The organism is Sessilibacter sp. MAH3, assembly GCF_054658275.1.
Window position 1 is genome coordinate 14,558 of record NZ_BAAGIE010000039.1, and the last position, 13,328, is coordinate 27,885.

10 protein-coding genes are annotated in these 13,328 nt (G+C 41.2%); 9 read left to right on the forward strand and 1 reads right to left on the reverse strand.

The window, feature by feature from the left end; translation table 11 throughout:
* Positions 1 to 315: 315 nt before the first annotated feature.
* Entirely contained in the window at positions 316 to 1,200 is an 885-nt protein-coding gene (locus ACYQ2C_RS17185) for a Stp1/IreP family PP2C-type Ser/Thr phosphatase (RefSeq protein WP_460052078.1), read from the reverse strand.
* A gap of 547 nt (positions 1,201 to 1,747) precedes the next feature.
* On the opposite strand from ACYQ2C_RS17185, the gene tssC reads away from it, so the two are divergent.
* The 9 genes from tssC (at position 1,748) to ACYQ2C_RS17230 (ending at position 12,915) form a co-directional block, all read left to right on the forward strand.
* The gene (gene tssC / locus ACYQ2C_RS17190) at positions 1,748 to 3,232 is read left to right on the forward strand and encodes a type VI secretion system contractile sheath large subunit (protein ID WP_460052076.1); all 1,485 of its coding nucleotides are present in this window, start codon (positions 1,748 to 1,750) and stop codon (positions 3,230 to 3,232) included.
* Positions 3,233 to 3,262: 30 nt separating this feature from the next.
* Positions 3,263 to 3,727, forward strand: a complete 465-nt coding sequence (gene tssE / locus ACYQ2C_RS17195) for a type VI secretion system baseplate subunit TssE (RefSeq protein WP_460052074.1) — start codon at positions 3,263 to 3,265, stop codon at positions 3,725 to 3,727.
* Positions 3,727 to 5,598, forward strand: coding sequence for a type VI secretion system baseplate subunit TssF (gene tssF, locus ACYQ2C_RS17200; RefSeq protein WP_460104380.1), 1,872 nt, complete (start codon positions 3,727 to 3,729; stop codon positions 5,596 to 5,598). Before tssE ends, tssF begins: the two co-directional genes overlap by 1 nt.
* Entirely contained in the window at positions 5,595 to 6,698 is a 1,104-nt protein-coding gene (tssG, locus tag ACYQ2C_RS17205; RefSeq protein WP_460104382.1) for a type VI secretion system baseplate subunit TssG, read from the forward strand. The genes tssF and tssG overlap by 4 nt, the downstream gene beginning before the upstream one ends.
* A gap of 37 nt (positions 6,699 to 6,735) precedes the next feature.
* Positions 6,736 to 9,444 carry a type VI secretion system ATPase TssH gene (tssH, locus tag ACYQ2C_RS17210; protein WP_460104383.1) on the forward strand — a complete coding sequence of 903 codons (2,709 nt, stop codon included), beginning with the start codon at positions 6,736 to 6,738 and terminating at the stop codon, positions 9,442 to 9,444.
* A 341-nt stretch (positions 9,445 to 9,785) separates the two neighbouring features.
* Positions 9,786 to 10,997 (forward strand): porin, encoded by a 1,212-nt coding sequence (locus tag ACYQ2C_RS17215; protein WP_460052069.1) that lies wholly within the window; start codon positions 9,786 to 9,788, stop codon positions 10,995 to 10,997.
* 93 nt (positions 10,998 to 11,090) lie between these two features.
* Complete coding sequence (locus ACYQ2C_RS17220) at positions 11,091 to 11,648, forward strand: FMN-binding protein (RefSeq protein ID WP_460104384.1); 558 nt, start codon at positions 11,091 to 11,093, stop codon at positions 11,646 to 11,648.
* A 40-nt stretch (positions 11,649 to 11,688) separates the two neighbouring features.
* Positions 11,689 to 12,432 carry a PepSY domain-containing protein gene (locus tag ACYQ2C_RS17225; protein WP_460104385.1) on the forward strand — a complete coding sequence of 248 codons (744 nt, stop codon included), beginning with the start codon at positions 11,689 to 11,691 and terminating at the stop codon, positions 12,430 to 12,432.
* Positions 12,433 to 12,618: 186 nt separating this feature from the next.
* Complete coding sequence (locus ACYQ2C_RS17230) at positions 12,619 to 12,915, forward strand: PAAR domain-containing protein (protein WP_460052065.1); 297 nt, start codon at positions 12,619 to 12,621, stop codon at positions 12,913 to 12,915.
* Positions 12,916 to 13,328: the final 413 nt, after the last annotated feature.

The window sequence follows — 13,328 nt, forward strand, 5'->3', positions numbered from 1 at the left end:
AGGACAGAAATTGAAAATACGATTTCCAATTTCTTCACAATTTCAATCACTTACCGTTCTTGAAATTGGCGACATATCCTTGTGTCGCGAGAAACTCTAGGTTAATCAGAGTTTCCTCTAGTTAATCAGAGTTTCCTTTATTTTTTTGTTGATGTAGCTATTGTAGATTGTTGTTAATGAAACTCTGATTAAATTCTAGGGAAGTTAATCGGGAGTTTCTTGATAGTTTCTGTAGCTGATTTTTATTGATCTGATTTCTTAATGAAGTACCGAACTTTTAATGAGTAACCTTCAAAAATTCGGTGCTTGCGAAGATTAATTAATTTTTTGGGTAATATCGTCTTGAGGTCTGGCGTCTTTTTCTTGACCGAATTCTTCTGTTTTATCTTCTTCTTGATAACCGTAGTTAAAGTTGGCTTGTAAGGTAAATTCCATTATGCCGACACTAATATTATCTTTACCGCCTTTATTATTGGCATCGGCAATAAGTCGATAACAACAATCGAGAGCGGGGCGGTGCGTTGAAAGCACCTCGTCGAGTTGGTTGTTGTCAAAGTATTCGGTGAGTCCGTCTGAGCACAAAACTATCAGTGAGTTTTGATTCAAATAATAACTGTTGAGCGTAGGCTTTATCTGATCACTAACACCCAGAGCACGGGTGATTTGATTACGAATGTTGCTTTGTCTGGCGTCTTCTTCAGAAATTTGACCTGAGTCGATCATTTCTTGAACGAGCGAGTGATCTTTGGTGAGTTGTATAAAGTGTTGGTCATCCCACAGATATGCTCTTGAATCACCCAGATGGGCGACAAAGCATTGGTTGCGCCATATCACCGCGAGTATCACGGTGGTACCCATTCCTTCGAGCTCTGGGGAGCGCTGCTTTTCTAAAAGAATCGCGCGATTTGCGTCTTTTAAACACTCCACAATGGTTGATTGCAGCATGGCTTCTTGTTGAATGGGAGTGCAGGAAAGAAATATGGGATTTTCAAGTTGCTCTAGACGATTACCGATGGCAGCGACGGCGAGTCTACTGGCCATGGCTCCGCCGCGATAACCACCCATACCGTCGCAAATGACTAGGTAAGCAAAGGGGGTTTGATTGGATTGATACCAGCGAATGTCGTCTTCATTGGCTTGGCGCACTCTTCCGACATCGGTTTTTCCATTAATTTTTATACCAATCGTGTTCGTATCCATGACATTTAACTTATGCAAGGCATTTGTTGTTGGCGCGTCTTTGCCAATATATGCCGAAAAATCAGACAGTCGCAGGGTTTCGACCAAATTAATGTTCGCGAATTTATCATAATCCTTATTCCTAGTCGCGAAAAATCCCCCCTTTTATATTCATTTTTTGACCAAGTTTAGAATTTTAACGATTATTTTTTGGGTTTCTTTAAAGTCATTTAAATCCAGAAAATTCTATTCTTAAATGAGATTGGAAGAATTATGAATATCTTTTCTTAACTTAATGCTTAAGCATTAGTTTGCTTAACCTATTTTACGCAATAATTGAGATAATTTTTCACGCGACGCACAATAGGAATTGAAAATATTAACTGCCATATGTTTTGCGCGGAATTTTATTTGTGCTCTTATTCATAAACTGGGCTGTAGTTTTATGTCGAAATTTCATAAAAAAGTTGGAACCGTTAGAAACAGTTATTCCAAGGACTGGTTTTTGTTTAAGGTTCGCGTTAAGTTTGCGTATTGTTTTTAGCGCTGTGAATTAAGGAAAGCGACAGTGAGCTATCTTGATGATGCTATACAGTCATACAATCAAACCCAGTCTGGTATTACGGCGACTGTATGTGCTAACCGTGGCTTTGATGGCCTGCTAGATTACGCAGATGTCGTCGATTTGACCGGAGCTAACTCGTTAGAGCAAGTAAAACTCGAACTTGTTAAGAGTATTGCCGAACTTGATCGTAAAATCAGCAATCTTATTGATCACATTCTTCATCATCCTAAATTTCAGCGCTTAGAAGCGGCTTGGTGTGGCTTGGAGCGGCTTACCCACGCCGCGACCAGCAGTAAAAAGGTCAAGATTAAGGTTTTAAATGCCAGTTGGCGTGACGTTTCTAAAGATATCGAGCGGGCGCCTGAGTTCGATCAGTCTTCTTTATTTGAGTTGGTGTATAACCGCGAGTTTGGTATTGCTGGTGGTGAGCCGATAGGCGTTCTTATTGGTGATTACGAAATCTGCCACAAACCCATACCAGGCCACCCTTACGATGATATCGATACACTAAAAGGTATTTCGCAAGTTGCAGCGGCGGCGTTTTGTCCCTTTATTTGTGGTGTTCGACCTGAGTTTTTTGGTATCGATGAATTCGAAGATCTAGGCATACACATCCCTTTTCAGGAGATTTTTGCCAATAAAGAGTATATTCGTTGGCAGTCTCTAAGAGATATGGACGACTCTCGATTCATCGGAATTACCCTTCCTCGGGTACTTATGCGAACGCCTCACTTGGCCCGAGAATTTCCGAAGTCGTCACTGGTTTACAACGAAACCGTCGCCGGTCCCGATGCTAAAAAGTACTTGTGGGGCAATGCAGCATTTGCCTTGGGTGTTATTTTAATTCGCGAATTTATTGATGTGGGTTGGTTTTCTCACATTCGCGGCGCGCCTCGCGACAGTTTGTCGGGTGGTCTTGTGATTGATTTCCCGAAAAAATACCAATCTACCGATTCAAACCCGCACGCGTCGCAAATTACTACGCCCATACTAATTACCGATACGCTGGAGCACGATCTCAGCGAGTTAGGTTTGATTCCATTAAGTCATTGTGTTCATACTGACTTTAATTGCTTTCACAGTGTGCCGTCTATTCAGCGGCCAAAGGTCTACGCTAAGAAATCGGCGACAGCTAATGCCAGAATCAGTGGTTTGCTTCAGCAAATGCTGTGTGCTTCGCGTTTTGCGCAGTACATTAAAATCATTATTCGCGACAAAATTGGTTCTTACAAAAGTGCAAAAGAGTGTGAGCGTTTTTTACAAGATTGGTTAAACCAATATGCCACAGGTCGCGAAGATTTACCTTGGGAATCACTGGCTCGATACCCGCTAAGACAGGCGCGCGTTCAGGTTTTTGAAGATCCGAGAACCCCTGGAAACTATCAAAGTATTATTCATTTAAAAACCCATTATACAGTTGATCATTTGGTGTCGGAATTAAGACTTACCACGACGCTGAATCTGGGCACTATGCGAGAAGCGCTATAATTGAATAATAAAATGAAAGGATGCTAAGTTTTGTCAGAAAAAAAATTGCTAACACCATTATTTGATCGCTTGATGGGCGACAGTGATGACCCTCAAAAAAACTATTTGCTGAATGCGCAAATGCGTGAGAGTGTCCGGCGTGATCTTGAGGACTTGTTGAATACACGCTACCGATGCTTGTCTCCGCCGGCTTCACACAAAGAATTACAAAAGTCACTTTTGAACTTTGGTTTGCCCGATATTTCTTCGGTTAATCTTATGTCGAAGAATAGCCGCAAAGAATTTTGTGCGAATATCGCCGAATGTATATTGACCTACGAAAAAAGAATCAAGTCCGTTAAGGTGACAACGGCGGATAAATTAGATCCGGAAGAGCCTAATATTCGCTTTCAAATAGAGGCAGAAATTCATTCTAGTCCAGCGCCAGAAATAATCATTTTTGATTCTTCTTTAAATCCAATTACTCAATTAGTTAACGTTGCTGAGGTCGGATAATGTCTGACAGTTTACTTTCTCATTATGAATCCGAACTTGCTTTTTTACAGCAAGCCGCTGCCGATTTTGCTCGCAAACATCCGGCTGCTGCGTCGCGCTTACAGTTAAATGAAGATACCGTAGAAGATCCTTTAGTAGAGCGTCTTTTATCGGGTGTTGCGTTTTTAAACGCGCGTATTCAGCAAAAATTGAGTGATGATTTTCCTGAATTGACGGATGCTATGTTGGATACCTTGTACCCACATTATCTAAGACCCATTCCGTCGTTTTGTATTGTTAATTTTGAACCTAATGAAAGCTTAGATAAAGCCGCATTTATTAAGCGTGGTCGTATTTTCGAAAGTGAAAAATTTAACGGTAATAGCTGCAAATTTACCAATTGTTATGACACAGATTTATACCCAATAAAACTGTCCTCTGCCGAATTAATGGCAAGACCTTTTATCGCCCCTGGCTCGAACTCGGTGAGTAACGCATCGGCGGTATTAAGGTTACGATTTAATCCGTTGTCAGAGAAATTAAATATCAGCGATTTAGGCATTAAATCGTTAAGAATGTATCTAAAAGGTCTGCCGCAGTTTTCTTATCCGCTGTACGATTTAATCTTGCAAAAAGCCGTAAAGGTAGTACTTGCTAGCGGCGATGATGATCCAAAGCCTCAATTTCTTGATCCAAAATTAATTCAGCAAGTTGGTTTTGATGAAAACCAAGGTCTTCTTGAATATCCAAATAATGTATCTTCGGCATATCGGTTGCTAACCGAGTTTTTCTGTTTTCCAGAAAAATTTGGCTTTATTGATTTGCACCAAATTGGTAAGCATATTGATGCGCGATACACTAACCAATTAGATGTTTATATTTATTTAAGTGAATCAAACTCTGAGCTGGAATATCAAGTTGATGCGCAATCGTTTTCGCTGCATTGTGCGCCGGCTGTAAATTTATTTAAGCACGAAGCCGATCCAATTGCGTTAACCGAAACCAAATACGAATACCAGGTCGTGCCAGATGCACGTTATAAAAATGGTTTTGAGGTTTACAGCATAGATGACGTGGTAGGATTAACCTCTGAAAATAAAAAAACGCACTATTTACCATTTTACGGTGTGCGACATTCTCGTTCACAAGGTGATGCTTTCTGGTTTAGTAAGCGAGAAAATTTATTAGAAGGTGAGCACTTAAATGAAGTCGCGTCAGAAGTGCAGCTTTCTTTGGTTGATTTAGATTATCAAAACATTAAAAATAGTGAGCAAACATTAAAAATTTCGCTGACATGCACCAATCGAAATTTACCTAGAAAGTTACCAACGGGTAATAATCAGCCGTATTTAATGGACAGCGAAGGCGGGCTTCCGGTCAGTCGAATTTCTTGCACAGTACCTCCCACATCGACCTTGCGATCGCCGCAAAAAGAGCGCTCGTATTGGCGAATTATTTCGCATCTTAATTTAAATCATCTTTCACTAGGTGGTGCCAATCAGCCAGCTTCACACACCTTGTTTGGAAAGGCTTCTGGTCCGGGTCTTGATGAGCCGCCGCTGCGTGAAATTATGCGCCTTTATGATTTTAAAGACTCTGCTAGCACGCGAAAAATGATCGAATCATTGTTGGATGTAAAAACCAAAGGTATTACCGCTCCGATTCAGGTGCAGGGCATGATCGTAATGTCGCGTGGTACCGAGGTTGAGTTGGTTTTTGATCCCATTTTATTATCTGGCACCAGTGCATTAATGTTTGCCAGTGTTTTAGAACGTTTTTGTGGACTTTACTGCTCTATTAATTCTTTCACGCGTGTTGTTGTGCGAATGAGCGGCCATGATGATATTTATAAACAATGGCCGCCGCGGGCTGGAGATCGAGTATTACTATGATTAATCCGCGCTTAGAAAAAGAACCTTATTTGTTTGAGTTTTTTCAAGCGGTACGCCTATTAGAAAAAAGCGCCACGCAGAAACTTGAAACAACGGCATCGGAAACTGCACCTGGATCTAAAGCTAAGTACGATGATGAAGTTGTATTTTTTAAAAATAATCCAAAACTGACCTTTAATGCCAGTGATATTCAAAATTTAAAAATTGTTAAAGACAGTCATTCACCAAAAAATCAACAGTATTGGGAAATGACCGTTTCGGTATTGGGTTTGTTGGGTAGTCAAGGTGTAATGCCGCGATATTTTTCTGAGCGAGTTTTACTTGAACTTCGTAAGAAAAATACGGATTTGGTCGATTTTGTGAATTTTATCGAGCATCGATCCATTTCGTTGTTTTATCAGGCATGGCGGAAATATCGTTTACCATTAAATTACGAAAAAGCTTTGGCTAGCCGTTCTTCACGACGCGCGCAATGGGATTTGTTTACCCATAGTTTTTTGGCGTTAATGGGAATCGGCACCGAAGGTTTGATGTACAAACAAGCTTTTTCTGACGAAACTCTTGTTGGTTGTGCCAGTTTTTTAGCAAGGCCGACGATTAGCGCTGAAGCGATTGTGAAAATTGTTAAACATCAGTTTGGGTTTGATGCTGAAGTTAAACAATTTGTATGTCAATGGGAAGAATTACCCAAGGATTTATTAACGCGCTTACCTGGTCCAGATGCGCCTAATGGGCAGAATAACGTATTGGGCCAAAATGCGATGTTGGGACAATACGGCTACAACACGCAAGGCAAATTTATTGTAGTTATTGATGGTGATAAAAATCCAAATTATGAGCAGCTGGCTCCGGGCTCAAGAGTTTTAAGTGAGCTACAATCAATGATGAAATTTGTGTGTGGTGATGAATTTGAGTTTGCCATTGAAATTGCTTTGCCGAGCAATGCTCATTTTGAAACCCAGCTTAGTTTAGACACAGAGCCTTTGTTGGGTTGGAATACTCGCTTACGATCTCAGGATTTTGTTGTCAATGAGCGAGAAAGTATTGTCTTATCTCAAGATATTTATCCAATGGTAGAAAGCTTAGAGCTTGTAGACTAGATCTTATTATTTTTATTTGACCCTCGGGAAAAGAACAATGATTAACGTTAATTTAAAATCACTCGTTGATAAAATGTCACAAGGGTTACGTGAGTCCTTAGAGGGCGCAGCCGGCCTTTGTATTAATTTAACGCAATATAATATTGAAGTTGAACACTGGTTAATTAAGATTTTAGAAATGGGAGATTCAGATCTCGCGTTTTTACTGGAAAAATATGACATTAATCCCTCTACCTTTGCTAAACAATTAATGTCATCAATTGAGAAATTTAAGAGCGGAAATAGTCGCCCGGCTGCGCTTTCACCTAATTTAGTTGATTGCTGTAAAAACGCTTGGATGTTGGCGTCGGTTGAGTTTGGTCAGCCTGTAATGACATCTTCTCATATTTTGGCGGCATTATTTTTAGATGAAATTTCTCGCCAACAAATATTAAACAGCTGCCCAGTTTTAAAAGAAATTGCTCCTGAATCTTTACGTGAAACGGCCAGAGTTGTTGTTGGTATGACCGGTGAATCTGCAAGAGCAATTCCGGCGAGCCAATCAAATAACGGCGAACCAATAAAGATTTCTAAAACGCCATCACTGGATAAATACACCATTAATCTTACCGAGAAGGCAGAAAAAGGTGAAATTGACGCTGTTTTGGGTCGAGACGAGGAAATTCGTCAATGTATCGATATTCTTACTCGTCGTCGCCAAAATAACCCGATTCTTACCGGTGAAGCTGGCGTTGGTAAGACAGCGGTTGTAGAAGGTTTTGCTTTGCGTATTGCGAATAAAGACGTACCAAGTGCATTGCAAGGCGTTGTGGTAAGAACACTTGATTTAGGTTTATTGCAAGCTGGTGCTAGCGTTAAGGGTGAATTTGAAAACCGATTAAAATCGGTAATTGAAGAAGTTAAGGGCTCGGTTGTGCCCATTATTATGTTTATCGACGAGGCACATACATTAATTGGTGCCGGTGGTAAAGAGGGGCAGGGTGATGCTGCTAATCTATTAAAGCCTGCTCTTGCCCGCGGCGAGTTGCGAACCATTGCGGCAACCACTTGGGCGGAATATAAAAAGTATTTCGAGCGTGACCCAGCTTTAACGCGACGCTTTCAGGTTGTTAAGGTTGAAGAACCTAATATTGATACCGCTATCGACATGATGCGTGGTATTTCTGATGCCCTAGCTTCTCATCACAAGGTGCGTATTTTAAACGAAGCCATTGTCGCATCTGTTAAGTTATCCCAACGCTATATTACCGGTCGTCAACTTCCCGATAAATCGGTCAGCCTTTTAGATACCGCTTGTGCACGTGTTGCGCTGAGCCAATCTTCGACACCTTCTGTTATTGAACAAGCAACTCGCAGAATCGAGTCGGCACAGCGTGCGATTACAGCGCTAGAAAAAGAGCAGTTTGAGACTCAGCAACACACAGACACCTTGCACACACTGCAATTGGAAATCGAAAAAGACCAGGTGCTTTTGAATGATTTGCAAGCTCAGCGAGAAAAAGAAAATCAGATTATTACTGAAATTAACGAAACTCGTGCAGCCATCGAAAAATGTCAGAGCAATGATGCGGACGTGAGCGACGCGAATGCTGAAGCAGTGGAAAGTGCAGAGGCCACAGAGAGTGATGCGGAAAATGCACAACCACAATTAGGTTTAGACGAGCTTTTAGCTAAGCTTACGAGTTTACAAGCCGACTTAAAAACTACTCAAGGTAAGGCACCGCTGGTTCATCCTTGCGTTGATGAGCAATCCATTGCAGAAGTGATTGCCAACTGGACCGGTATTCCTGTTGGCAAGATGGTTTCAGATGAAATCTCAGCGATTCAACATCTTTCTGAAAAACTTCAAGAGCGTGTTATTGGTCAGCCTCATGCCTTAGATGCAATTGCTCAGGCCATTAAAACGTCGCGGGCTGGATTAACCGATCCCCGAAAACCGGTCGGTGTGTTTTTGTTGTGCGGTACCAGTGGTGTTGGTAAAACCGAAACGGCTTTAGCGTTGGCTGATCAGCTCTACGGCGGCGAGCAAAATATCACCGTTATTAATATGTCCGAATTCAAAGAAGAGCATAAAGTATCAATGTTACTTGGCTCTCCTCCGGGCTATGTTGGGTACGGTGAAGGCGGGGTGTTAACCGAAGCCGCGCGTAGAAAACCCTATTCCGTTATTTTGTTGGATGAAATGGAAAAAGCTCATCCCGGTGTGCAAGATATTTTCTATAACTTGTTCGATAAGGGCACAATTAAAGACGGCGAAGGCCGTGACATCGATTTTAAAAATACTGTAATTATCATGACTTCTAACGCGGGTGAAGACGCTATTCGTGCAATCATGCAGCAGGTTGAAGAAAAGCCAGACCCCGATGTTTTGCTTGATAATATCCGTCCGTATTTGTTGCAGAGTTTTAAGCCGGCGTTTTTAGGACGAGCAAATGTCATCGCTTATTATCCATTAGATGACGATAATTTAATGAAAATCGCTGAGATTAATCTCAATAAAATTCGCAAACGCGTACAAAATCACTATGGCGCGAAACTGGATTACCACGAAGATGTGTTGCTGCACATTGTCGCTCGTTGTCAGGAGTCGGATATTGGTGCTCGTAACATTGAAAATATTTTGAATAAAACGTTATTGCCGGAAATGGCTGCGCTTTGTTTGGATCGTATGGCAAATGAGTTAGAGATAAACCATATTCAAATTAACGTCGATGACGAGGGTGATTTTCAATACGAGATTATTTAATTGATTTCATCAATAAAGAGGAACCAGTTTGGCTCCTCTTTATTGATGCTAAATTGTCAATTTTTTATCACAGCTTTCTTGTCTCTAGTTATGTCCGTGTATGTATAGACTTTCACGTACATAATTTTCAATTCCGTGTTTTTATATCCAAAGCCCTTAAATTCTTGATTTGTCGGGATTTTGCACATCTATTTTCCAGATTGAAGGTTCATTTTTTTTGGAAAAATAAACATTATTTGATCTATGTTCTTGAAAACCAATCTCAAATAAAAATTAAATGCAAAATGAGAATGGTTAGTATTATAATGCGCAAAAACACGAACATGGGAGATATGTGAGCAATGAAAAGAACTTTATTAAGTTTGCTTGTGGGAACAATTCCGGCTGTGGCGTTTGCTCAGCAACAACCAACCGTTGAAGAGTTGTGGAAAATAATTCAGCAGCAACAAGAGCAAATTAATGAGTTAAAAAATCAGGTAAACACTGCAAAAGTTAAAGTGGAAGAAATTGATGTAAAAGTCGAAGCAACTGCTGATGCAATAGAAAACAGCGTTGTAAGTGCTGGTGCATCAAATTCATTAGCAGCGTGGGCTGAAAAAACCACTTTGGGTGGTTATACAGAACATCACTTTAACGATTTTGAAGATTCTGATAACGAAATCGACGCTCACCGTTATGTTTTGTATGTAGCACATCAATTTAGCGATACCTTGCGTTTCTTCTCTGAGTTTGAACTTGAACACGGTGTTGCCGCCGATGGCGAGCCTGGCGAAGTTGAGCTAGAACAAGCATACGTACAGTGGGATTTTCTTGAGAACCACAGCGTTCAATTTGGTCAATTCTTGATTCCTGTTGGTATCATCAACGAAACACACGAACCAGATACTTTTTACGGTACCGAACGCAACCGTGTAGAGTCAGAAGTTATTCCTGCAACTTGGTGGGAAACGGGTGTTATGTTTACCGGTGAATTGTCGCCAGGTTTAACCTACAACGCGGCAGTTCATAGCGGTTTAGAGGTTCCGGTTGAAGGCGGTAATGCATTTCGAATTCGCAGTGGTCGCCAAAAAAGTGCTGAAGCAACCGCTGAAGATTTCGCGTTTACTGGTCGCTTAAAGTACACCGGAATTCGTGGCTTAGAACTGGCTACCACCTTCCAATACCAGCAAGAAATTACCCAAGGCTTGGCTTCGGATGACGCGAGTGCATTCTTAACCGAAGCTCATATTGCGTATCAATCTTCTGGATTTGGATTTAAAGCGTTGTGGGCCGAATGGGATATCGATGGCGATGACTTTGAAGACGCCAATGCGGATTCTTTGGGCGGTTGGTACATTGAGCCATCGTACAAGTTGACCGAGAAACTTGGTTTCTTTGCTCGATACAGCGAGTGGGATCGTGGCAACCGAGTTAATAGCGACTTTGAAGCGTACGATTACGGTATTAATTACTGGATACATCCGCAAGTTGTGTTGAAAGCGGACTATACCGACACAGTTGGTGAAGGTGATGAAGCCGATGCCTTTAACTTGGGTGTAGGTTGGTCATTCTAATAATCATCTGTTGATGAGAATGCGTGTAATTTAGTATTATCGAGAAAAGGCGCCTTGCGCCTTTTTTCATGCAAAGTTTTTGGCTGAGTTTTTATGCAAATACGTTTGATTTTATTGAATATTTTTGTCGTTATAGCCCTATCTATCGGCTCGACAAGTGTATTTGCACAAAAAGGAAGTTTTTTATCCATCGAAGAGTTTCATGAGCTTGCTTTTCCGGGCCAGCCTATCGAATGGCAGACTTTGTGGGTTAACCAAGAGATGCGCGCCGATATCGAAGCGATAATTGACCGTAAACTCTCCAGTCTTCGGCTCAGATATTGGGGCGATGGAGAGCGTACTGCTTGGATTTTGGAAGAAATTGGTAAAGAGCTGCCAATTACAGTGGGCGTGATTGTAAACGCGGGCAAAATCGAGCAAGTTCAAATTATGGAATACCGCGAAAGTAGAGGCGGAGAAATTCGCTATCCATTTTTTACTTCGCAATTTATAAATGCTCAATTATCTTCTGAAAAAGGAAATTGGCGCCTTAATCAAAATATTGATGGCATTACCGGGGCGACATTATCGGTTCGAGCATTGAAAAAAATTACCGCAATGGCTTTATACTGTCATCAACAAACTGAGTTCTCTCAGCTAGCAAGTGAATAGCTCTCTTCCTAAGACCGTATCGGTTCGTTCCCGTAAAAAGATGAATGTCAAAAGAGTGATTTGGCGTTGGCATCGCCGCGTTGGGTTGGTTGTGTCTGTTGTTGTTCTCAATCTTTGCCTTACCGGTGTGCTCCTAAACCATACGGAATTCTTTAAATTACAAGATATTCCCGTGCGCAGTAGTATTATTCTTAGTCTGTATGGAATCCAACCTCCCGCTGTTATTGCTCAATCCACAGATGTTGGATGGGTTGGTCAGCTCGACGCTAAAATGTTGTATATAGGCGATCACTCGCTAGGTGTATGCGATGGCGTATTTAAGGGCGCTGTAACTTTACACGCGTACGGCAGCTTGCTTATCGCTTGCGAATCCGAATTGTTGATCGTCAGTTCTGATTTCAGCATTCAAGAGAGAATAGGCAGTATTTTTCAGCTGCCGACCCCTGTTGAGCAACTAGGAGTCTGCGGCGAAGACGTGTGTTTTATTTCTAATGATCAAGTTTACTTGGCAGATTTGGAAAAACTACAGTGGTCGAACATAGACCGACAGCTGTTTTCTGAAATTAGGGTTTCTGATGAAATCCCAACGTATCAACGAGAAATTTGGCTTACCAATTATCAAGGTTCGGCGATCAATTGGGAAAGGTTCTTTTTGGATATACATTCGGGCAGAATATTCGGCTCGCTTGGCGTTCTGATAGTGGATTTATCTGCCATACTTTTAATTGTTTTAGTCGTTTCTGGCGTTTGGCTCTGGAGTAAGAATTCGGCGTCAAAAAAATAATACTCAGTATCTTAATGAACTTCCGGTTTGCGAATTACCTACTTTTTTGGGGTCGCGATTGGGTAATAATTTGTTATAGTGTTCAACAATTGGCGATGTATAGACTGTGCCTTATGCGGTTGTTCAAAAGTGTCTTCTCATCGCTCATTTAACGTGTGTTAATAACTAAACATTGGAATTAAGTATATGGGTAAGCCTGCTTCTAGAATTACCGACATGCATGTTTGTCCGAAAACAAATCCTGGCCCAGTGCCACATGTTGGTGGTCCCATTGTTACTCCAGGTGGCCCGACCGTTATTATTGGTGGTTTACCATCGGCAACCGTTGGTAGTGTATGTGTCTGTATTGGACCACCAGACAGTGTTTCTAAGGGCAGTAGTACGGTCATGATCTGCGGAAAACCTGCTGCTCGAATGGGCGATAGTACTGCTCACGGTGGTAAAATTGTTGTTGGTTTCCCTACGGTCTTAATTGGCGGGTGATTCTTTTTAATGAATCACCTATGGCCGATGAGCGAAAGTCATCGATCGTATCTTCTAAATTTGCAGAGCTTGTACGTTTTGGGGTTATTTTGAGTGTGTAAACCCCATAGCGTGGCTATGAATTCTAAACTTATCACCTGAATATATTCATTAGTATCTTTGAAGTAGCCTATAAAGGAACCTCTGATTAACCTAAAGATATTTAGATTGTTATTTAAGAATACCGTTTATCAATGAATAATCTAATATAAAAATAAAATCTTTTAGAAATTTCTTTGGTATTCCCTTCCTCAGCATCGATTACAGCGCTAATAAATAGCGTTTCGCGACCACAACATTTATCAATGCACACTTAGTCATTATGGCATCTGCATTTTTCTTCAAACTTTTATAACGCACTTTCTGATAACCAA

What these genes read in the sequence shown, in the direction of transcription:
- ACYQ2C_RS17185 (WP_460052078.1), bottom strand. Translation starts at nt 1,200, where the DNA reads ATGGATACGAACACGATTGGTATAAAAATTAATGGAAAAACCGATGTC.
- tssH (WP_460104383.1), top strand. Translation starts at nt 6,736, where the DNA reads ATGATTAACGTTAATTTAAAATCACTCGTTGATAAAATGTCACAAGGG.
- tssG (WP_460104382.1), top strand. Translation starts at nt 5,595, where the DNA reads ATGATTAATCCGCGCTTAGAAAAAGAACCTTATTTGTTTGAGTTTTTT.
- tssF (WP_460104380.1), top strand. Translation starts at nt 3,727, where the DNA reads ATGTCTGACAGTTTACTTTCTCATTATGAATCCGAACTTGCTTTTTTA.
- ACYQ2C_RS17225 (WP_460104385.1), top strand. Translation starts at nt 11,689, where the DNA reads ATGAATGTCAAAAGAGTGATTTGGCGTTGGCATCGCCGCGTTGGGTTG.
- ACYQ2C_RS17230 (WP_460052065.1), top strand. Translation starts at nt 12,619, where the DNA reads ATGGGTAAGCCTGCTTCTAGAATTACCGACATGCATGTTTGTCCGAAA.
- ACYQ2C_RS17215 (WP_460052069.1), top strand. Translation starts at nt 9,786, where the DNA reads ATGAAAAGAACTTTATTAAGTTTGCTTGTGGGAACAATTCCGGCTGTG.
- ACYQ2C_RS17220 (WP_460104384.1), top strand. Translation starts at nt 11,091, where the DNA reads ATGCAAATACGTTTGATTTTATTGAATATTTTTGTCGTTATAGCCCTA.